The sequence below is a fragment of the Streptomyces sp. NPDC004031 genome (genome assembly GCF_053604375.1).
In genome coordinates, this window is record NZ_JBSGHL010000023.1 from 1 (window position 1) to 16,316 (window position 16,316).

The following is a 16,316-nucleotide window of genomic DNA, read 5'->3' on the forward strand; positions in this document are numbered from 1 at the left end:
ATGTTCGGCGCGGTGGTCTGGGTCTTCCAGGACGGCCATCTGTCCGGGCTGCTGGGCTTCACCGCGACAGGCAGCATAGAGACGAGCCTGCCGGTGCTGATGTTCTGCGTGGCGTTCGGACTGTCCATGGACTACGGGGTGTTCCTGCTCTCCCGGATCAAGGAGGAGTACGACCGGACCGGCGACCACCAGTCGTCCATCGTCTTCGGCCTGCGGCGGACCGGCGGGCTGATCACCGCCGCTGCCGTGATCCTGGCCGTGGTGATGGTGGGGGTCGGTATGTCCCGGGTCGCCAACACCAAGATGCTGGGCCTGGGCATCGCGCTGGCGGTCCTGATGGACGCGATGGTGATCCGGACGCTGCTGGTGCCCGCGGTGATGCGGCTGACCGGGCGGGCGACCTGGTGGGCGCCGCCCGTCCTGCGCCGCTTCCACGAGCGGTTCGGCATATCCGAGGGCGGGGACGCGGCCCACGGGGGAACGGACGACGGAGCCCCGCGCCCCGGCGGGCGGCGGGACCCCGAACCGGCGGGCAGGAGCTGACCTCCGGCCCGGCGGCTAGCGGCTAGCGGCTAGCGGCCGCGGTTTCCCGGCCGCCGGGCGCTCCAGGCCCGGATGGTGTCGGCGTACCAGTACGGCTTGCCGCCCTCCACGCGGTCGGGATCGGGGAGGTGCCCGTGTTTGCGGTAGGAGCGCACCGTGTCGACCTGCACGCGGATGTACGTCGCGATGTCCGCGTACGACCAAAGAGTCCGGTCCGGCATATCGCTACCTCCCGAGCGAGCGTGACTGTCCGTCAGCACACTCGCCCTGGCAACGTCGCCGGTGGGGAAGCCACGTGGGCCTGTCGATCATCTGTGACGCGGAACCCGCGTAACGGTGACAAATGTCGCGAACAGGTAACAGTACGCCAGGAGGCGGGTGGAGGCCCGGGTCAGCTGTCGGCCAGCTCGTCCGTGGCCAGGCGTCCGGCACGTGCCGTGCGCAGCAGGAAGTCGGCGATCAGGAGCAGTTCGGCGTCGTCGTAGTCGGAGCAGATTCCGTCGACCGCGTTGTTCATCGCGGTGAAGAGCCGCGCCACCTCGGTCGTGCGCTCCTTGACCACCTGGACCAGAACGGACCGGCGGTCGGCGGGGTTGGGCGTGCGCACCACCCAGTTGCCCCGCTCCAGCCGGTCGAGCACGCCGGTGAGGGTCGCCGGGTGCATGCCGGCGCGCTTGGCGAGGGCGGTCGGTCCGATCGGCCCGTGCCGGCTGATCAGGTCCAGGCACTCCAGGTCGGCGTCCCGCAGATCGAGGTGCATGCCCACCTGGTGGTTGAGCAGCGCCATCTGGATGCTGAGATCGCGCAGGCCGTCCTGGATGCGGTGAGTCAGTCGCCTCCGCCGCCGTGCTGCCGAAGCTGCCGACGTGGTCCCGGGGAGTGTGGAATCCATACGCAGACGATCCTCGTAATCGCTAGCACGCGGGGACAGGCAAAAAACTACCGCACCACCGCGGCGCGACGTCCGGGCGGACGTGATCCTTCCGGCTGCCGCATCTGCGGTCCGGCAGAGGTGGCTTTGGTGCACACCCTCTCACAACCCCATAAGCAGCTCATACGACTTAGGCAAAAGGCCGCTACCCCTGCTGACCAGTGGGGCGGAGGGGAATGGCGAGGTTGTCCGCCTCCCTTGTCCCTGCCTCGTCGGCCGGGTGCGGCGCCCACGGATACCGCAGGCGGAGGCGCCGAAACGGCGCCAGCGGACCGCCGGGTTCCTTTACGTCGTCGCTACGCGTACCCCGCTAGATTCGGGCCGCCCGAACCAGTGGATCCCGGTGGACGTCCGTGATCGACGGGGCACGTGCCGCCGGGGTGCGGCGCGGGCGCAGGCTGCAAGGCGACGGCCGGTGCCTCTGGGGGAGGCACCGGCCGCGCAGAAGCGCCCCCGGCAGGACTCGAACCTGCGGCCAAGTGCTTAGAAGCTATGCCGTGCTGAACGCTACGCTTACCTGCTGTTTCCTGCGGAGATGCTACCCCGTACTTATCAGGGGCACTTGGCGTATCTCCGCTTCGAGTTTGGCCTGATCAGCGCACGGGCCCCGGCCAAGGTACGGCACGGGGCCCGGCGCCAGCCCGCACAGTCCACCATCTGGGTGGAGTTCCCTCGCGCGAAGGAGCTGCTGCACGAGCCGGTCTGGATGGTCGCATATCTGCTACTGACACAAGATCCGATTTCGCCCGAGCGTGGGCCGTGTGCCCGACCCCCGGCCCGCATGGGTCCTCACTCGCCGCCACGCGCTCGGCCACCGCATCGCCCTGTGGCGGGCGGCGCGCGGATGGACCGTAGAGGAGCTGGCGCACGCGGCCGAGGTGCACAGGACGTCCGTGATCCGTGCCGAGAACGGCGCCGTGTCCACGGGCCTCGACGTCCTCCTCCAGCTCGCGGACGCCCTCGGCGTCAGCGTGGAGACGATGCTCGGCCAGGACCCGCCGCGGTAGGGCCCGCCCCCGGCGCTCGACAGGAGGAGTGGCCGGGGGCGGGCGCGTGCCCGTGCCGCCGCCCAATAGGGGCTCCGTGGGCCCACGGCGGAACGGACGGTCAGGGGCCTGGGCCTGGGCCTACATGAAGACCTTGTGCGACGGCAATCGGGGGGGCACCGGCTCTGGCTCTGGCTCCGGGTCGGGTGTGGGGTCGGCCGGGGGCTCGGCGGGCGCCGGGTCGGGCGTGGGCTCGGTCATGCTCATCTCCTCGTGTGGGTGGGGTGGGGTGGGGTGCCTGCGCGGCCCGGCACGGGGGAGCCGGGCCGCACAGGCGATACGACCCCGGCAGATCGGCCCGCCGGGACCGGTCTCAACGACCGCGCCGTGGCGCGGCCAGCCACGTCCGCGGCTGCACGCGCGCCCGCCGCGTCTCCCCGCACGTGCGCATGTCCCGGCACCACACGACCTCTACGGGCCCATGGTCGGCACGGCGGTCCCAGACCATCCACGCGGTCGTGACGCGCCCGCAGTGGTGACAGCGGCGCGGCGCCTGGGGAGCGATCTCGGGCAGAGCTGGTGGCGCGTCCCGGCGCCCTATCAGCGGAGCGCTCACCGGGGGTCGGTGCCGCAGCCCATCTTGCGGCAGTTCGGGTTGTCACAGGACACGGGTCTCCTCCTCTCGCGTGCGGGTGGTGCGGCGGCTGCGGGTGAGTGCGCGGCTCACCTCGGCGCGGAGGCAGCGGGTCAGGGGGATGCTGGCGTTGCACTGGTGGTAGAGCTGGCTGATCAGGATGTGGAGGCGCCGGAAGTCCTCCATGCCGATGCCTTCACGCAAGGCGGCGCGGAGGTCGGCGACGGTGCCCGGCAGTGGCTGCCCTGCGAAGCGCCGAGTGAGCGCCTCCAGATCGGCGGTGCGCTGCGTCTGCCGGAGCGGGGCGTCCAGATACTCCCGCACCGTGTAGACGGCCCCGGTCACGGTGTGCCCGCAAGCAGGCGTACGAGACGGGCCACCAGGTCCGCGGGGAGCGAGGGGACATGGACGTACTCGCGCTCACCGAGGTCAGCCCAGGCGGAGACGCCGCGGACCACCTCGGGGTCTGCGCCGAGGTCGTAGAGCAGGCGCTGGAGGTCGGCGACCGCCTGCTGTCCAGTCGTGGTCGCGGTCGTCTCAGCGGGGGGTAAGGTCTCCATGCTGCGCCCTTCCCGGCGTGGCCACACCCCGGGCCGTGGCGCGGCCGCGGGGTCCTCACACGACGCTAGGGACAGCCCTGGCCCACGCTCCAGCGTGGTGCACGATGGTGCACGGATTCACCCGAGAGCGACGATCGCCGACCGGATCAGATCCCGGGCCCGCTCCCCATACACGGCGAGCTGGTGCAACTCGCGGAAGACGACCGTGTACATCTCGATCTCCCGCGGCTGGGTGATCGTCAGGTAGCCGGAGATCAGCTCCACGTTCACCTGCTCCCGGTCGAACATCACGAAGTCCTCCACGGGCCTCATCGCCGACCGGTCCGGCTGCTGGGGGATGACACCCAGGCTCACCGTCGGCATCGTGCCCGCGGCCATCAGCCGCCACAGCTGCTCCCGCATCACCTCGGCGCCGCCGATCCCCGACCGCAGCACGGCCTCCTCAATGACGTAGCCGAAGGTGCGATGCCGCCCGTGCAGCACGCGCTGGCGGTCCATGCGTTCGGCGACCGCCTCGTCGACGTCGTCGACCGCGATGCCGCGACGACGGCGCGTGGCGTGCAGCACCGCCGTGGTGTACCCGGCGGTCTGCAACAATCCCGGGATCAGCCAGGAGTGGTAACCGCGGATCGCCCGCGCCCGCTCATACCGCGGGCGCACTGCCTGCTGCGCGGCCCGCAGCCCGGAGCGTTCCATCCGCCGCCAGTCCACCCACATGCCCTCAGCCGTACGCAGCGCAGCGGTGAGATCGTCGGCCTGGTCACCGGCGCCGCAGAGGGTGGCCCAGGTGCGGAGGTCCGCGGGCGCGGGCGCGGTGCGGCCGGTCTCGATGCGGGACACCTTGCTGTGGGACCACCCCGCGAGGGCTGCGAACTCGCGGACTCCCAGCTCGGCGTCCAGGCGCAGGTCGCGCAGTCGGGCGGCGAGCGCCTGGCGGGCGGCCTGCGCACTGGACGACGACGAAGCGGGCACGCCCGTCTCAGACCTTGTAGTCCTCGTGCGGGACGGCCCGCGCCCACACCACCTCAAACGCCGCGCGGCACAGCTCGACGACCGCTGGCTCCTCGGTCCACTCCTCCGGCATGAGGTTGCCGTCGCCGTCGAAGTGCCCGAAGCGCACCAGCCGCCCGTCGATGAGCCAGAAGTCGTTCCCCGGCAGCGCCAGATCCGACGCCTGCCGGCGCGACAGCCACCGCACCTCCTCCCCCGCCGCAAGGTTCCGGGGGGTGGTGGCGTGCTCGTACCGGATGTACTCGCTGACCGGCTCCGAGACGATCCGGGCGCGGCGCACGGTCACGCCACGGGTCACCATGGAACGGACCAGGTCGACCCACGCCTCGTGGCCGGCGAGGGCAGCTACGTCGAGGGTGCGGTCAGCCTGCCAGGCGATGAACTGCGGGTCGGTGGGGATGTAGCCGTCGCGCATCTCCAGGTGCACGGCGGAGTGCTGCGCGGCGCGCAGCCGGTCGGGGAGGCTACTGGCCACCGGTCTCCTCAGGGGTGTCGTCCAGGGGCGGGAGGAACTGCCGCATCACCTTGGGCAGCCGGATGATCGTCTCGTGTGCGGGGACGTCCGTCGAGTGCCCGGGAACGCTGCCGACCTCCTTGCACCGGGCGACCTCCTCCTCGGTGGCCCGGTAGGACTGGATGAGGAGGTCGCCGGTGTCGGTGTCGAGCCAGAGCGTCGGGGAGTCGCCGTCAGGGCTGTTGGGGAGGATGCCCAGGAATTTCAGTGACATGCTGCCACCTTCCGGTTGCGGGGAGTTGAGCATCCTGGGTGGTGCTCGGTACCGTCAAGCACCGCTGGTGGAGGGGGAGGTGGGCGCGTGACGCGGCTGGTGAGGTACGTCGGTGGGCCGCTCGACGGGCAGGAGATGGACGTCAGCGACTGGGCCGACGAGGACATCGAGGGTGGCGTGTACCAGGTCGTCGACGGCTGGGAGGACCGAGCGGACTACTCTCCGGACGAGGGCGAGGACCCGCTGCTCTGGCATTACCGCGGGCCCGTCCCCGCATAGGGAACCGGGGCGGCCTGCGACATAGCTGCGACACGCCCCTGCGACCCTCGGACCACCCAACCGAGGAGGACCCGTGGACCAGCAGCCCGCGCCCGAGCAGATGCCCGACGTGCCGCTCGTGGACCGGATGGCGTGGCACGTACAGGGGTGGGACGCGGTGACGCCCGCCGAGAGGCGGTCGCAGGGCGAGTACCTACACCTGGCGACAGTGCTGCTGACAATGGTGCAGCGCGCGGACGATGACCGGGACGCCCGCCTCGCCGGCGAGGGAGAGTAGGCGTCTGCCCGGATACACGGCTGTCGGCGCCCCGCCGTAGGCTGCACTCATGGCCGAGACCCCTATCCCCGAGACCGTATCCGCAGCTCAGCGCACCGTAGACGCCGCCTGGGCAGCGGTGGAGAAGCACCGCAAGACGGTCGACGCCGCACGCCGCACGGAGGCGGCAGCGGCCGGGGCGGAGACGCTGCGGCCCTGGACCGAGGCTGAGGACGCCGAGTACGCGCAGCTGCACCAGGCTGCGGTCGCCGCGGCGGAGGCTCGCGCGGCCGCGCTCATCGAGGCGGGGATCGTGTCGACGTACGACAACGAGGTGGCGATCCGGGGCGCCGCCCGCGAGACGCTGGCCGCCGAGCCCGAGGCGTGACCGAGCCCGCGGGCGCGCGCGAGGTGCCCGTCTGGCGGCCCGGTGACGGGCCCCTGCGCACCCGTTACTGGCGCATCCCGCCCCGGGTCGAGGTGCTGCTGGGCGGCGAATGGTGCCCGGCGGCGCTTGAGCAGCGCGAGGACCGCGCGGACGGCACGGTGGTGTACCACCTGAGCGTGCGCCTGCCCGGCTGCTCCAGCACGGCGAGCCGTTTCTACGCGTGGGGCCCGGCGACGATCCGGCCCGTGCAGCCTTCACCCGGGGAGCCGATCGACACGCACTGGGACGCCGAGGGGCGCATCACGGGGGAGACACGCCCCTCGGCGTGAGGGTGCCCGCGCCGCCGGTGAGGGGGCCGACCGTCCCGGCGGGGACACCTGCGGGGGGTGGGGCAAGACTGCGCCGCACGGGGCGGGTGGGCCATACGCCAATCAGCGCAGATCGGACCGCCGGTAGACCGCCGCGCTGCCGGGACTGTCCACCTGCACGAGCACGCCCTCGTCGGCCAGCACGCGCAGCGCGGTCCGGGCCTGCTTCTCCTCGGCTCGATCCCCCGCGCCGTGCGGCACCCCGGCGTCCCGCAAGGCAGTGACCGCGCGGCCGGTGTCCCACGTGCCATCCTGCGCCGCCACCGCGCGCGCGAGCACCGAGGCGGCTTCAGCGCCCGCCGATGCCGCCACCTCGTCGAAGGCCGCAGCAGCGCGCACGGCGGCGTCGCCCACCTTGGCCACGGCGTTTGCAGTTCGCGGGCGGCCGCCCTTCCGGGCCCGGCGCTCAGCCAGCTCCGTGTCGGCTGCTGCGAGCTCGGCCCGGTCTTCGTCGGTGCCGTGGGTGGCGATGACGGTTCGGACGTGGTCGAGGAGGTCGGCGGAGCGGTCGCGGTCGCCGAGGACGCGGCCGTAGGTGTCCCACATGCGGCGGGGGATGCGGAACTTGGTGCTGAAGGTGTGGTCGGCTTCGGGGTCTGGGGCCATGCGCTCATGTTCCCACAGGGTTTCTCTGACGCAACCCCTTGTGTGGGGACACGGTTTCTGATTACCTTGTGCCCACAAGGTTAGCCGCATCGCCGAGGGGGACCCGATGGCCACCACCGAACAGACCCGCTGCCACCACTGCGGCCGCACCCTCCGCTCCCCCCGCTCCATCGCCCTCGGCTACGGCCCCACCTGCCACCGCAAGATCCGCCGCGCCACCACCGCAACCGCCACCACCGCCAAGCCGGACGCCATCACCAAGGCGACCGAACTGATCGAGCAGGGCGGCATCCTCCCCCTCCGCGGCCGCCGCGTCTTCGCCGTCATCAGCAGCGACGGCGCCCGCACCTACCGCACCGCCGCCCAGGGCTGCACCTGCCCCGCCGGGGTCAAGGGCCGCCACGTCTGCTATCACCGCGTCGCAGCCACCATCCTCAGCCTCGCCGCCTGACCACCCCGCCACGACTGGAGACACATGCCCGACGACCCGCACGCCACCATCGGAGGAGAGATCCACTTCCACGGCGATGGCCGCCCCATCATCCTGGCTTGCGCCTCCTGCGGGGCCACCCGCTGCCACCAGATCCGCGGCGGTATCGGCGACGTCCCGCAGATCACCTGCGCGCACGGCCACGACATCCCGTTCCCCGGGTTTGCCGACCCGGTGACGTTCATGATGGACGTGATCCAGGCGGGCGCGGAGGTGATGCTCCCGCCCGAGTAGCCCGCGCAGCTGCCCCGTTCGCCGAACCCCCACGCGCGCGGGGCACTGCCACGTCAGCGGCTACTCGGCCAGATTTCGTGCCTCGGGTCCCACCAGATCACATGGAACACATTGCCGATCAAGAAGCCCCACAACCGCCCAGGGCCACCGATCCGCAGCTTCCAGACCTTCGTCTGGTCGGACAACCCAAGAGCCACCAACCGGTCCCGAGCCTCCTTGCTCGGCAGCGTGTCCACGTCGTGGCACTTCCCCGGCCATTCGCCCATGTGGAACAACTCGTTGATCGTCTGGCTCTCGAACTTCGTCATCGCAGCCAGCAGCTCGGCCGTCTCCGCCTGGCTCAACCCGGCCAAGCCCCACGGGCCCTCGTTGTCGACGTGCGTGAAGCGCCAGCAGATCCGCGAGTCCGACCGGCCCGCGGATGGCAGCAGAGTCCGAGGGGCACCGACCCGCTTCTCCCCCGCGGCCCCACGTTGCGGCGGGATCTTGACCGGCTTCTTCGCGTTCTTCTTCCCCCCGCTCATGGTCAGTCCTCGTGATCGATGAGGGCCCCGAAGAAGTCCGCTATCTCCTCGTCTCGCAGCTCCTCGTTGGAGCGCGCCATGTCCGGTACGCCGGCGCGGCGACGGGCGTCCAGCCACGGGCCGGGCCGATGGCTCATCTCGGACAGTTCGTGGGCGGTGAAGCCCCCGAGCCCGTCGAGGACCAGATCGATCGACTCCTTCTCGCCCTCGTCCAGGTTGGTCGGGTCGCCGTCGATGGCGTCACTATCGAGTTGGAACCGGCCGCGGTGCTGGTTGTACAGAGCGGGGGCAACGGGCCCGTTCGCCCAAGCCTCGAAGCGCTCGGGGAACAGGGGGCGGTCTTCCCAGGCAAGGTGGTAGCCGTACGAGAAGTAGCAGAGCTTCTGCAGCTTCATCGCGGACATCGGCGCAGCCTGCCGCAAGATGTAGGCGGCTACGTCGTGGACGGTGGCCATGATGGGGTCCCCTCTGGTGTTCTCCGCCCCACCGTAGACGAAGCGTCCCCACGTGCGCTCCGAGGGGCCTACGGCGGCGGAAAGCCCACCCAATCGCGGTAAGGCTAGCGTTCCCCACTGACAGGTGGAACACGCTTTCACGCGGATCCTCGGCGCCTATCAGTCGTTGTAATCGTCGGTGTAGGCCGGCCCGCCCGGCTCGCTCTCACACCCCTGGCCCTCACCGGGGGTACCGAAGTGCGTGATCACCAGCGTGTAGGACTGGGGGATCGCATCGCACCCCCGGTCGGTCCACCGGTTCGCGGCCAGCGACCAGCCGAGGAACACCAGCAGCACGATGCCGGCGATGGTCGTCTTCTGGCGTATCCAGGGGCGCGCGGGCGCGGGCGCGGGGGTCTCGTTCGACATGCCCGCGATTGTCCGGGCCGCCCCGCGCCACCGTACGGGCCGTCATCATTCTGTGACCAAAGGGCGGGTTTCCGGATCTCCGCCCGAACTGTCCGACCCATGCGGTAAACCACCCCCATGAACACCCTTAACTGGCGCAACGCACACGAAGTGCGCCTCACCGACGCGCTCATCCCGAACCCCGCGTCCACATCCCAGATGCAGCAGAACCTCAGCAACGTCCGCGTCGCCTTCGACGCCGGACTCGTCCACATCGACCCCCGGCACCCCGGCGCCCAGGACCTCGACCCGGGCAACGACGAGTTCACCGTCTACGTCGTGGCCGCCAGCGCGATCCGCACCATCTCCTACCAGGAGCCCAAGCGGGTCGTCGGCCCGGAGGTTGAACGGTCCGTAGCGGATTCCATCAGCGTCTGACCTGGTACGCCGCCGCCCCGCCACCGTGCTGCTGGTGGCGGGGCGGCGTTCTGTCCGGGATCAGGCGTCGATCAGAACCGTCAGCGCACCGCTACCAGGGGTACACGCATCCCTCAGCTGCGCGCACAGATGCCACGCCCGGTGCAGCGCCTCACCCTCCACGATCGGGCCGATGACGTACTGCTCGCACCATGCCTCGCACGCATCGCAGTCCGGCTGCCGCTCGGGCAGCCAGTCAGCGTGCGCAGCAATGAGGTGGTCGTCCAGGTTGCCTCTGGTCACCGCCAGGGGGAGGCCCCAGTCCCGAGGGTTCGCGTTCCACCGGCGGGAGCGGACCAGGTTCGTGCCGTAGTCGACGGCGAGCGTGCGGCAGTCGGGGCATGCGGCCATGCGCTGGATGAGGCCGGTCACGGCCGCCACTCCTGCTGGTAGTCCGGGTGGTCGGCGTACGGCAGCGCGAGCAACTGTACGACGACGTCTCCCAGGGCCGCCGCGCCGTAGCCGTCATCGCCAGCGGCTACGGCATCACGGGCGTTGAGGATCCGCCGCTTCGCCTCGACCTCGGCCAACACCCGCGCCGGGCTGTGATCCACGATATGCCGGGCCTGCGACGCGGACGGCCACCCCTCGTCGTAGACGACCGGCTCCCCATGCGAGTCGTAGATCAGCACGGTGTCCCCCTCGTGCTCTTGCAGCGACCACTCGGCGGCCCCGGCCGCCTGGGCACGCTCGGCCTCCTCTTCGAGCCGGGCCCGCAGGAACACCACCAGGTCATCCACCGCTACTCTCCCTCTTCACCCGCGGGCGTGTCGTCCCCGACCCCTTCCCCCGGAACACCGCCTGCACCGTCGCCTTCTTGAGCCCCAGCCGATCGGCGATCGCCTGATACGACAACCCGGCCCCGCCATCCCACAGCTCGCGGATCAGGTCGTCCCGCTCCTGCGACCAGTCCTTGTTCCGCTCGGCCTGCGCGGCCATCACCCGGCTCTTCGCCTTCACCCGCTCCTCGCGGTCGGGGATCGCCTCCACCGTGTCCAGGGCGTCCGCCACGCGCCGCACCTCCTCGTCGCCCACGTCAGCCCTTCCGTTCTCGGCGGGCCGCTTGCGTGAACTGTAGGGGACCCCTACGGTGGTCAGCAAGCAGCACGCACTGCCCAAGTAGAACGGCCCCGGCCGGAGTTGCACCTCCATATGGCCGGGGCCGGACCTCCACACCTGTGACAGCACTGGAGATCCCATGCAGCGTACCGAGACCCCCACGCCCGAGCCCACCCCCGGGCCGCAGCCCAACACCGTCGCGGCCGAGCCCGCCACCGTCGAGGCCTGCGCCAACGACTACCAGCAGCGCAGCAACGAGCACACCGGCGGGCACAGCAGCGCCACCCCCCACACGTTCCACCGCCGCGGCTGATGCCCGGCCTGTCCTGGCTCGGCGGCCGCGACACCGAGCGCACCGACGCCGCATCCGCACGCCGCGCCCGCCAACACCGCCGCAGCATCCCCAAAGCCGCCCGCGAAGCCGAGCGCTGGGAGCAGCAGGACCGCGCCCGCTTCGGCGGCGGCATCTTCCGCCGCGGCCGCTAACCCCCTCGACCGCCGCGCCCGGCGAACCCGTTCCCCCACGGCCGCCGGGCGCGGCACCACCCCAGGAAGGACCACACATGCGAGGCACCCGGGACCGCGCGACCGCCATGACGCCCGTCGCCGTGTTCTTCACCCTCGTGTCGCTCGCCTGGACCGGCTACAGCATCACCGACCTCATGGCCTCCGGACCGTGGGGACTCCTCGCCGCCGCCAGCGTCGACGGCCTGTGGGGCGTCGTGCAGTTCCTCGACTACAAGGGCATCGGCGGCAAGCCCGTGCGGGCCTGCGGGTGGGCGGCGCTCGTCTGCGCCAGCGGGCTCCTCGCCTACCACGGCACCACGATCAACCCCGCCGCCGCGATCGCCGGCGCACTCCCGCCGATCGTCGCGAAAGCCGCATGGCTCGGTGACATCCGGCTGCGCCGCGACCCAACCGCGCTCACCCCCGGGCAGGAAGCGGAGATCAACGACGTGATCCGCGACTCGGAGTACCTCGCCCGCATGAAGGCAGCCCAGATCCGCCGGGACGCCGCCGAGGAGATCGCCCTGATCCGGGCGCAGGCCGACGTGACACTCGCCCGCGACGAGGCCGACTTCGCGGTGGGCCTGGAGCGGCTACGGAAGCGCGCCGAGCTGGAGCGCCGCCGCCCGCTCGGGCTCACCCCGGCTGAGCCCGCCGCTCACCCGGCCGCTGAGCCCGGGGCTGTGGCACCTGAGCCGCTCGGATCAACGGGACCGGTCGCAGTGACGTCCTCGCTGGCCACCACGTCTGAGCCGCCCGCTCAACCCCCCGCCGTCGAGGGCAGGACCTTCGGGTTCACGGCCCCGACGGTGGCTCAGTCGGCTCAGCGGGCTCAGTCCGTTGCGCGGGTCGTTGAGCTTCTGGCTCAGGACCCGGGGCTCACCTCGGGCCAGGTTGCCGAGGCCCTCGCCGTGAGCCCGGCCACCGCGAAGCGCTACCTGCGCGAAGCCCGTCAGGGAGGCCGTTCATGACCGCCACGCCCGGCGCGGACGAGCGCCGCGCCCGCCTCAACCTCCTGCGCGTCCTCGACGGCGCGCGCCCTACCCCGCCACCACCGCCCCTGCCGCCTGCGGGGGAGGGGGAGCGGACGCGGGACTGGCTCGACGAGATCCTCGACGACCGGCCCGCCCCGCCGCCCGCGGCACCGCGCCTCCCCGACTGGCGGCGCCGCGAGCCCCTCCTCGACGCCAGCCGGAAGCCGGTCGACGTGCCCGAGCCGGACGCCGACGAGGACGACCTCGACGACGAGCCTGCGGGCGGGTGGGAAGACGTCGGCCAGCCGCCCGAGCCCGCCACGAAGCCCGGCACCGTACCCGTCCCACGTCCGGCCGCCCCGGCCGTACGCCGCGCCCATGCCGCCTACGCGGGCCTGCCCGCGCGGGTGCGCGTCCTGCTCTACACCGGCAGCGCCGCCGGTGCCGGTTGGGCGCTCGGGGCCGAGCCGCTCTTCGGCGGCTGGATCGCCGCCTGCGGCCACGACACCAGCACCGGGGGAGCACTCGCCCTCGGCACCGGCCTCATCACCGCCACCGCCGTCCTCGTCGACCGCCGCACCCGCGGATGGTGGCCCCCGCTCGCGTGGGCCTGCCGCATCCCCCTCGCGTCCGCCCTGCTCGCCCTCGCCCTCTACGCCCCCGGAGCCACGACATGACCATCCCCGCCACGTTCCTCGCCGCCCCTGCCCAGGCCCCCACCATCCAGGGCGGACACATCCTCGGCACCATCACCCTCTCCGGACTCGCCCTCGGCGCCGCCATCGCCCTCATCCTCGGCACTCGCAAAGCCGACCGCCTCAAGGTTATCCACACCCGCGACGGCATCGGCGTCGCAGGCATCGTCACCGGCACCCTGTGGATCGCCGCCGGCGGCGCCTGGGCCTCCACCGCCGCGAGCATCGGCAGCGTCCCCACCTCCGTCCTCGGGCCCGGCAGCGGCCTCGGTGACCCCGGGGCGGGCGGCGTCGCCCTCGCCCTGACCCTGCTGACGTTCGGCCCGAAGTGGCGGCGCACCATCTGGCCCGCCCTGCTGGGGGTGTCGGCCGCCGCGGCGTACGGCGTGGCCGGCGGCGTCTGGGGGATCGCGGTGAACATCATCCGGATGGTCATCACGCACCTGACCGGCGGCCACTGATGAGCCTGCGCGAGGAGCTGCTCATTCCGTTCCGGGGGAGCCGTGAGGTAGGGCGGGCCCTGGTCGCGGGGTCGCTGGTGATCTGCCGGTGCGCCGGACGCCTGGCCCGGCGGGGGCTGACGGCGGCCTGGGCGCACGCGACCGCGGGCACGACGGCGGGTGACCGGCTGGAGTCCCTCGGGGTGGCCGCGCTGAGCGTGGTGATGGGGGGCGCCGTGGTGGTCGTGGTCAGCGGGGCGGTGCTGCACCTGGTGGCACCGTATGCGCAGGTCATCGGGTGGGTGGCCATGGGCGGGTGGGTGATCGCGGCGTGGGCTGTGGCACCTCCGGTGAACCCCGAGAAGAGGAAGATCATCAAGGGTGGGGGAGCGGCCGCTCCCCCGGCGCCCGCCGGGCAGGAGACGGTCCCGCTGGACGGGTGGACGGTGGTCCGTACCGTCCGGGAGATCGCGGCCCCGCACGGGTGGAAGGGCGCGCACCTGGACGACATCCTCGCGCGCCTCCCCGGCCGGTCCCGGGAAGAGCTGCTCGCGGTTCTCGCCGACGCCCGGATCCCCGTCGCCGATCAGCTCAAACTGACGCTCCCCGGGGGGCGCCAGATCAACAGGCAGGGGGTGCGCGTGGACGCCCTCCCGCCGGGCCTGGAGGAGGCCCCCGTGTGGCCCACCAGCACCCCGCCCGCGGGGCCCGCCGACGGGCTGCCCGAGGCCGCTCCCCGCTCCCCGCACCTCACCGTCCATGGCCAGCAGTAGGCCGGTAGGACCAGCAGGTCAGGCTGTGTCCTACCGGCCGCCTACCCAGTGCCTACCTACCCGACGGGGCATCACGAGCCTTACGCTGGGCGGCATGTCGGCCTACCGGTACAGGTGCGAGCAGTGCGCCACCACGAGCCCCGTCGTGCGGACCCGCGCTGCGGTCGAGCACGAACGCGACCGGCATCGGCGGTACGCACACGGCGGCCACATTCCCGACGGCGAGCGGCTCCAGCGGGCGGCCCGCGCGGGCGTGGACCGCACCGCGGTGGTCGCGCTGGGCGTGCTCGCGGTGGTCCTCCTGCTGGCGCTGCTCGCGCGCTGACGGTCCTGGCTCCGGGCGAGGGAACACACGCCTGCCGTCCCCCCCTATTCTGCCGACATCTAGTGGTTGGATAGGGCTCCACCACCACCGATTGTGGTGAGGCGTCCGCGACGAAGGGCTCAACGCCGAAACGAGCCACTAGACTTCGGGCAGGACGTGCAAAAGGGAGCCCTGCTCTCCACCCCTGGTTGGCGCCTCGGTGGAAGGACTCCCTGCACGGTCATCACCAACCCCGACGGCTAGGAGGACCAATGCCATACTCGCATGCGCGCGAGCAACGCCACAAGGCGACTGCGCCCGACGTCACCAGCAGCGACGTGAAGCGCGAGGTGAAGCTCGGCGCGGCTCGCGGTGTCGGCACCGCGATCGTCACCCTGATCCTGTGGGGGCTGCGCAACATCATCTGAGCGTGACGAAGGCGCCCCCGCCCGGCCGTAGCCGAGCGGGGGCGTACTGCTGCTGCATCAGGTGCGGCGCCGGTCGAGCAGCGCGGGCGTAGTCGGCGCCGGAGTCGTAGGCTGCGGCGCCCCATCCCTCCGGCACACCAACGCATCCGGATCACCCGCGGGCGCCTGAAGGCTGTAGCCGTCCGGGCACGTCTGGCCGGACGGACCTGCGGGACCCTGCGGACCGGCGGGCCCGGCCGGGCCCGGGTCACCCTGCGGGCCAGCCGGTCCCGCAGGCCCGGCCACGCCGTCCGTACCCGCCGCCCCGTCCGCGCCTGGCTGCCCCGTCGCCGACACCCCGGTCGGGCCCGTCGGCCCCGGACTCCCCGGCAAGCCCGGCAGACCGGTCGGACCCTCGGGCCCCGGCGGACCAGACGGCCCGCTCGCACCCTGCTGCCCCGAATCCCCCGGCGCACCGCGCGACCCCGGCGGCCCCGCCACCGGCGTCGCCCCCAACTGCTGCACCTGGTGCGCCAGCTGGTCCCTCGCGGCGTTGGCCTGGGTCAGGTCGTGCGCGAGCTGCTGCATCGTGATGACGACCCACGCCAGGAGCGCCAGCCCGAGGACGACGCTCGCAGCGACCAGGACGTCCGTCCTCCGCTCCTGCCCCCTCTTCACGAACTGGCCCCCTTCGTCTGGAGCCATGCGGTGAGCAGGGCGATCAGCACCGGCGCAATGAGCGCGGTCAGCACCAGGCGACGGTCCGACGCCCGCTGCGCCGCGATCGCGCGCCGCTCATCCTCACGCTGCTCGGCCTCCTTGCGGCGGGCCTCCTCGATGGCCGCCAGGCGGGCGCCGAGCACGGCGGCCCGCTCATCCTGAGCTGCCTGTTGTAGGGCCAGCATGTCCGCGTTGACCTTGCCGTCGAGCCGGGCCGCGACCTGCTGAAGATCCTCCTTGAGGTCGGTTCTTACATCCTCCAGGCGGCGCATCAGCTCGCTCGTGGTCGGCTCGTCGGCCACCGGTCAGGCGCCCTTGGCCAGCGAGGCGGAGTTCTTGTCGCCGAAGAGCCGGGCCAGCAGGCCCTTGACGACGGAGAAGCCCGCAGCCACCCCAGCTGTACCGGCGGCGTACCACATGCTCCCGTTCAGGGGTTCGGTGATGACGATGCCGCCGACGAGTCCGCCGAGCGCGGACGACAGGACCCGCTCCAGCAGGTCCCGGCCGTAGGACAGCGCCTGCTTCTCGATGGTGCCGACAGGCGGCAGGTTGATGTCGCTCATGATGAAGATCCGTTTCT

The 16,316-nt window shown here is 72.0% G+C and carries 33 protein-coding genes; 17 read left to right on the forward strand and 16 right to left on the reverse strand.

Annotation, left to right across the window (positions count from 1 at the left end; all coding sequences use genetic code 11):
- Positions 1 to 543 (forward strand): MMPL family transporter (locus ACWERV_RS16845; RefSeq protein ID WP_452933473.1); only part of this gene is annotated, 543 nt, incomplete at its 5' end.
- Between the two features lie 29 nt (positions 544 to 572).
- Here ACWERV_RS16845 and ACWERV_RS16850 read toward each other — a convergent pair.
- Together ACWERV_RS16850 and ACWERV_RS16855 are read right to left on the reverse strand one after the other, a co-directional pair.
- On the reverse strand, positions 573 to 764 hold the full coding sequence (locus ACWERV_RS16850; protein ID WP_398181430.1) for a MarR family transcriptional regulator: 192 nt from the start codon (positions 762 to 764) through the stop codon (positions 573 to 575).
- A gap of 170 nt (positions 765 to 934) precedes the next feature.
- Positions 935 to 1,435 carry a MarR family transcriptional regulator gene (locus ACWERV_RS16855; protein ID WP_398181432.1) on the reverse strand — a complete coding sequence of 167 codons (501 nt, stop codon included), beginning with the start codon at positions 1,433 to 1,435 and terminating at the stop codon, positions 935 to 937.
- A gap of 800 nt (positions 1,436 to 2,235) precedes the next feature.
- Here ACWERV_RS16855 and ACWERV_RS16860 point away from each other — a divergent pair.
- The gene (locus ACWERV_RS16860) at positions 2,236 to 2,481 is read left to right on the forward strand and encodes a helix-turn-helix domain-containing protein (protein ID WP_452933475.1); all 246 of its coding nucleotides are present in this window, start codon (positions 2,236 to 2,238) and stop codon (positions 2,479 to 2,481) included.
- A gap of 637 nt (positions 2,482 to 3,118) precedes the next feature.
- Here the strand turns inward: ACWERV_RS16860 and ACWERV_RS16865 are convergent.
- The 5 genes from ACWERV_RS16865 to ACWERV_RS16885 form a co-directional block, all read right to left on the reverse strand.
- Positions 3,119 to 3,439, reverse strand: coding sequence for a hypothetical protein (locus tag ACWERV_RS16865; protein ID WP_452933476.1), 321 nt, complete (start codon positions 3,437 to 3,439; stop codon positions 3,119 to 3,121).
- Positions 3,436 to 3,654, reverse strand: a complete 219-nt coding sequence (locus tag ACWERV_RS16870) for a hypothetical protein (RefSeq protein WP_452933478.1) — start codon at positions 3,652 to 3,654, stop codon at positions 3,436 to 3,438. The genes ACWERV_RS16865 and ACWERV_RS16870 overlap by 4 nt, the downstream gene beginning before the upstream one ends.
- 117 nt (positions 3,655 to 3,771) lie before the next feature.
- Positions 3,772 to 4,626, reverse strand: a complete 855-nt coding sequence (locus tag ACWERV_RS16875; protein WP_452933480.1) for a helix-turn-helix domain-containing protein — start codon at positions 4,624 to 4,626, stop codon at positions 3,772 to 3,774.
- Positions 4,627 to 4,633: 7 nt separating this feature from the next.
- The gene (locus tag ACWERV_RS16880; RefSeq protein WP_452933481.1) at positions 4,634 to 5,140 is read right to left on the reverse strand and encodes a DUF6879 family protein; all 507 of its coding nucleotides are present in this window, start codon (positions 5,138 to 5,140) and stop codon (positions 4,634 to 4,636) included.
- Positions 5,130 to 5,393 (reverse strand): hypothetical protein, encoded by a 264-nt coding sequence (locus tag ACWERV_RS16885; protein ID WP_452933482.1) that lies wholly within the window; start codon positions 5,391 to 5,393, stop codon positions 5,130 to 5,132. The genes ACWERV_RS16880 and ACWERV_RS16885 overlap by 11 nt, the downstream gene beginning before the upstream one ends.
- 87 nt (positions 5,394 to 5,480) lie before the next feature.
- On the opposite strand from ACWERV_RS16885, the gene ACWERV_RS16890 reads away from it, so the two are divergent.
- From ACWERV_RS16890 to ACWERV_RS16905, 4 genes are all read left to right on the forward strand, one after another.
- Positions 5,481 to 5,672: a hypothetical protein gene (locus tag ACWERV_RS16890; protein ID WP_452933483.1), complete on the forward strand. Its 192-nt coding sequence runs from the start codon at positions 5,481 to 5,483 to the stop codon at positions 5,670 to 5,672.
- Positions 5,673 to 5,745: 73 nt separating this feature from the next.
- Entirely contained in the window at positions 5,746 to 5,949 is a 204-nt protein-coding gene (locus ACWERV_RS16895) for a hypothetical protein (RefSeq protein ID WP_452933485.1), read from the forward strand.
- Positions 5,950 to 5,998: 49 nt separating this feature from the next.
- Positions 5,999 to 6,316 (forward strand): hypothetical protein, encoded by a 318-nt coding sequence (locus tag ACWERV_RS16900; RefSeq protein ID WP_452933487.1) that lies wholly within the window; start codon positions 5,999 to 6,001, stop codon positions 6,314 to 6,316.
- Positions 6,313 to 6,645, forward strand: coding sequence for a hypothetical protein (locus ACWERV_RS16905; protein WP_452933488.1), 333 nt, complete (start codon positions 6,313 to 6,315; stop codon positions 6,643 to 6,645). Before ACWERV_RS16900 ends, ACWERV_RS16905 begins: the two co-directional genes overlap by 4 nt.
- 102 nt (positions 6,646 to 6,747) lie before the next feature.
- Here the strand turns inward: ACWERV_RS16905 and ACWERV_RS16910 are convergent, their stop codons facing one another.
- A complete protein-coding gene (locus ACWERV_RS16910; RefSeq protein WP_452933490.1) occupies positions 6,748 to 7,290 on the reverse strand; it encodes a hypothetical protein in 543 nt (180 codons plus the stop codon).
- A gap of 106 nt (positions 7,291 to 7,396) precedes the next feature.
- Between ACWERV_RS16910 and ACWERV_RS16915 the strand changes: the two genes are divergently transcribed.
- Both ACWERV_RS16915 and ACWERV_RS16920 read left to right on the forward strand, forming a co-directional pair.
- On the forward strand, positions 7,397 to 7,741 hold the full coding sequence (locus ACWERV_RS16915) for a DUF6011 domain-containing protein (RefSeq protein ID WP_452933492.1): 345 nt from the start codon (positions 7,397 to 7,399) through the stop codon (positions 7,739 to 7,741).
- A 24-nt stretch (positions 7,742 to 7,765) separates the two neighbouring features.
- Entirely contained in the window at positions 7,766 to 8,014 is a 249-nt protein-coding gene (locus ACWERV_RS16920; protein ID WP_452933493.1) for a hypothetical protein, read from the forward strand.
- A gap of 53 nt (positions 8,015 to 8,067) precedes the next feature.
- On the opposite strand, the gene ACWERV_RS16925 is transcribed toward ACWERV_RS16920, so the two are convergent.
- From ACWERV_RS16925 to ACWERV_RS16935, 3 genes are all read right to left on the reverse strand, one after another.
- Positions 8,068 to 8,538, reverse strand: coding sequence for a hypothetical protein (locus ACWERV_RS16925; protein ID WP_452933495.1), 471 nt, complete (start codon positions 8,536 to 8,538; stop codon positions 8,068 to 8,070).
- A gap of 2 nt (positions 8,539 to 8,540) precedes the next feature.
- A complete protein-coding gene (locus ACWERV_RS16930; protein ID WP_452933497.1) occupies positions 8,541 to 8,993 on the reverse strand; it encodes a Panacea domain-containing protein in 453 nt (150 codons plus the stop codon).
- A 159-nt stretch (positions 8,994 to 9,152) separates the two neighbouring features.
- Positions 9,153 to 9,401, reverse strand: coding sequence for a hypothetical protein (locus ACWERV_RS16935; protein ID WP_452933499.1), 249 nt, complete (start codon positions 9,399 to 9,401; stop codon positions 9,153 to 9,155).
- Between the two features lie 117 nt (positions 9,402 to 9,518).
- Here ACWERV_RS16935 and ACWERV_RS16940 point away from each other — a divergent pair, with 117 nt between their 5' ends.
- Positions 9,519 to 9,818: a hypothetical protein gene (locus tag ACWERV_RS16940; protein WP_452933501.1), complete on the forward strand. Its 300-nt coding sequence runs from the start codon at positions 9,519 to 9,521 to the stop codon at positions 9,816 to 9,818.
- Between the two features lie 60 nt (positions 9,819 to 9,878).
- Here ACWERV_RS16940 and ACWERV_RS16945 read toward each other — a convergent pair whose 3' ends face one another.
- Genes ACWERV_RS16945 through ACWERV_RS16955 form a run of 3 tightly spaced genes read right to left on the reverse strand, consistent with a single transcriptional unit; the run spans position 9,879 to position 10,892 of the window.
- Entirely contained in the window at positions 9,879 to 10,229 is a 351-nt protein-coding gene (locus ACWERV_RS16945; RefSeq protein WP_452933503.1) for a hypothetical protein, read from the reverse strand.
- The gene (locus ACWERV_RS16950) at positions 10,226 to 10,597 is read right to left on the reverse strand and encodes a DUF6221 family protein (protein ID WP_452933505.1); all 372 of its coding nucleotides are present in this window, start codon (positions 10,595 to 10,597) and stop codon (positions 10,226 to 10,228) included. Before ACWERV_RS16950 ends, ACWERV_RS16945 begins: the two co-directional genes overlap by 4 nt.
- The gene (locus ACWERV_RS16955) at positions 10,590 to 10,892 is read right to left on the reverse strand and encodes a hypothetical protein (protein ID WP_452933507.1); all 303 of its coding nucleotides are present in this window, start codon (positions 10,890 to 10,892) and stop codon (positions 10,590 to 10,592) included. The genes ACWERV_RS16950 and ACWERV_RS16955 overlap by 8 nt, the downstream gene beginning before the upstream one ends.
- Before the next feature lie 163 nt (positions 10,893 to 11,055).
- On the opposite strand from ACWERV_RS16955, the gene ACWERV_RS16960 reads away from it, so the two are divergent.
- From ACWERV_RS16960 to ACWERV_RS16995, 8 genes are all read left to right on the forward strand, one after another.
- Positions 11,056 to 11,229: a hypothetical protein gene (locus ACWERV_RS16960; RefSeq protein WP_452933509.1), complete on the forward strand. Its 174-nt coding sequence runs from the start codon at positions 11,056 to 11,058 to the stop codon at positions 11,227 to 11,229.
- Complete coding sequence (locus ACWERV_RS16965) at positions 11,229 to 11,402, forward strand: hypothetical protein (RefSeq protein ID WP_452933510.1); 174 nt, start codon at positions 11,229 to 11,231, stop codon at positions 11,400 to 11,402. Before ACWERV_RS16960 ends, ACWERV_RS16965 begins: the two co-directional genes overlap by 1 nt.
- Before the next feature lie 77 nt (positions 11,403 to 11,479).
- Positions 11,480 to 12,394: a winged helix-turn-helix transcriptional regulator gene (locus tag ACWERV_RS16970; protein WP_452933511.1), complete on the forward strand. Its 915-nt coding sequence runs from the start codon at positions 11,480 to 11,482 to the stop codon at positions 12,392 to 12,394.
- Positions 12,391 to 13,074: a hypothetical protein gene (locus tag ACWERV_RS16975; RefSeq protein ID WP_452933512.1), complete on the forward strand. Its 684-nt coding sequence runs from the start codon at positions 12,391 to 12,393 to the stop codon at positions 13,072 to 13,074. The genes ACWERV_RS16970 and ACWERV_RS16975 overlap by 4 nt, the downstream gene beginning before the upstream one ends.
- Positions 13,071 to 13,553 (forward strand): hypothetical protein, encoded by a 483-nt coding sequence (locus tag ACWERV_RS16980; RefSeq protein ID WP_452933514.1) that lies wholly within the window; start codon positions 13,071 to 13,073, stop codon positions 13,551 to 13,553. The genes ACWERV_RS16975 and ACWERV_RS16980 overlap by 4 nt, the downstream gene beginning before the upstream one ends.
- Positions 13,553 to 14,305: a hypothetical protein gene (locus tag ACWERV_RS16985; RefSeq protein WP_452933516.1), complete on the forward strand. Its 753-nt coding sequence runs from the start codon at positions 13,553 to 13,555 to the stop codon at positions 14,303 to 14,305. Before ACWERV_RS16980 ends, ACWERV_RS16985 begins: the two co-directional genes overlap by 1 nt.
- Before the next feature lie 94 nt (positions 14,306 to 14,399).
- Positions 14,400 to 14,630, forward strand: a complete 231-nt coding sequence (locus tag ACWERV_RS16990; RefSeq protein WP_452933517.1) for a hypothetical protein — start codon at positions 14,400 to 14,402, stop codon at positions 14,628 to 14,630.
- 251 nt (positions 14,631 to 14,881) lie between these two features.
- Positions 14,882 to 15,037: a hypothetical protein gene (locus tag ACWERV_RS16995; protein ID WP_452933519.1), complete on the forward strand. Its 156-nt coding sequence runs from the start codon at positions 14,882 to 14,884 to the stop codon at positions 15,035 to 15,037.
- Between the two features lie 653 nt (positions 15,038 to 15,690).
- Here ACWERV_RS16995 and ACWERV_RS17000 read toward each other — a convergent pair.
- Positions 15,691 to 16,038: a hypothetical protein gene (locus tag ACWERV_RS17000; RefSeq protein WP_452933521.1), complete on the reverse strand. Its 348-nt coding sequence runs from the start codon at positions 16,036 to 16,038 to the stop codon at positions 15,691 to 15,693.
- 3 nt (positions 16,039 to 16,041) lie between these two features.
- On the reverse strand, positions 16,042 to 16,299 hold the full coding sequence (locus tag ACWERV_RS17005) for a hypothetical protein (RefSeq protein WP_452933522.1): 258 nt from the start codon (positions 16,297 to 16,299) through the stop codon (positions 16,042 to 16,044).
- Positions 16,300 to 16,316 lie beyond the last annotated feature (17 nt).

Bases quoted from the DNA above. Each gene is read 5' to 3' on its own strand.
- ACWERV_RS16850 (WP_398181430.1), bottom strand. From the start codon at position 764: ATGCCGGACCGGACTCTTTGGTCGTACGCGGACATCGCGACGTACATC.
- ACWERV_RS16855 (WP_398181432.1), bottom strand. From the start codon at position 1,435: ATGGATTCCACACTCCCCGGGACCACGTCGGCAGCTTCGGCAGCACGG.
- ACWERV_RS16870 (WP_452933478.1), bottom strand. From the start codon at position 3,654: ATGGAGACCTTACCCCCCGCTGAGACGACCGCGACCACGACTGGACAG.
- ACWERV_RS16885 (WP_452933482.1), bottom strand. From the start codon at position 5,393: ATGTCACTGAAATTCCTGGGCATCCTCCCCAACAGCCCTGACGGCGAC.
- ACWERV_RS16900 (WP_452933487.1), top strand. From the start codon at position 5,999: ATGGCCGAGACCCCTATCCCCGAGACCGTATCCGCAGCTCAGCGCACC.
- ACWERV_RS16910 (WP_452933490.1), bottom strand. From the start codon at position 7,290: ATGGCCCCAGACCCCGAAGCCGACCACACCTTCAGCACCAAGTTCCGC.
- ACWERV_RS16915 (WP_452933492.1), top strand. From the start codon at position 7,397: ATGGCCACCACCGAACAGACCCGCTGCCACCACTGCGGCCGCACCCTC.
- ACWERV_RS16920 (WP_452933493.1), top strand. From the start codon at position 7,766: ATGCCCGACGACCCGCACGCCACCATCGGAGGAGAGATCCACTTCCAC.
- ACWERV_RS16925 (WP_452933495.1), bottom strand. From the start codon at position 8,538: ATGAGCGGGGGGAAGAAGAACGCGAAGAAGCCGGTCAAGATCCCGCCG.
- ACWERV_RS16930 (WP_452933497.1), bottom strand. From the start codon at position 8,993: ATGGCCACCGTCCACGACGTAGCCGCCTACATCTTGCGGCAGGCTGCG.
- ACWERV_RS16935 (WP_452933499.1), bottom strand. From the start codon at position 9,401: ATGTCGAACGAGACCCCCGCGCCCGCGCCCGCGCGCCCCTGGATACGC.
- ACWERV_RS16940 (WP_452933501.1), top strand. From the start codon at position 9,519: ATGAACACCCTTAACTGGCGCAACGCACACGAAGTGCGCCTCACCGAC.
- ACWERV_RS16960 (WP_452933509.1), top strand. From the start codon at position 11,056: ATGCAGCGTACCGAGACCCCCACGCCCGAGCCCACCCCCGGGCCGCAG.
- ACWERV_RS16965 (WP_452933510.1), top strand. From the start codon at position 11,229: ATGCCCGGCCTGTCCTGGCTCGGCGGCCGCGACACCGAGCGCACCGAC.
- ACWERV_RS16970 (WP_452933511.1), top strand. From the start codon at position 11,480: ATGCGAGGCACCCGGGACCGCGCGACCGCCATGACGCCCGTCGCCGTG.
- ACWERV_RS16975 (WP_452933512.1), top strand. From the start codon at position 12,391: ATGACCGCCACGCCCGGCGCGGACGAGCGCCGCGCCCGCCTCAACCTC.
- ACWERV_RS16980 (WP_452933514.1), top strand. From the start codon at position 13,071: ATGACCATCCCCGCCACGTTCCTCGCCGCCCCTGCCCAGGCCCCCACC.
- ACWERV_RS16985 (WP_452933516.1), top strand. From the start codon at position 13,553: ATGAGCCTGCGCGAGGAGCTGCTCATTCCGTTCCGGGGGAGCCGTGAG.
- ACWERV_RS16990 (WP_452933517.1), top strand. From the start codon at position 14,400: ATGTCGGCCTACCGGTACAGGTGCGAGCAGTGCGCCACCACGAGCCCC.
- ACWERV_RS16995 (WP_452933519.1), top strand. From the start codon at position 14,882: ATGCCATACTCGCATGCGCGCGAGCAACGCCACAAGGCGACTGCGCCC.
- ACWERV_RS17005 (WP_452933522.1), bottom strand. From the start codon at position 16,299: ATGAGCGACATCAACCTGCCGCCTGTCGGCACCATCGAGAAGCAGGCG.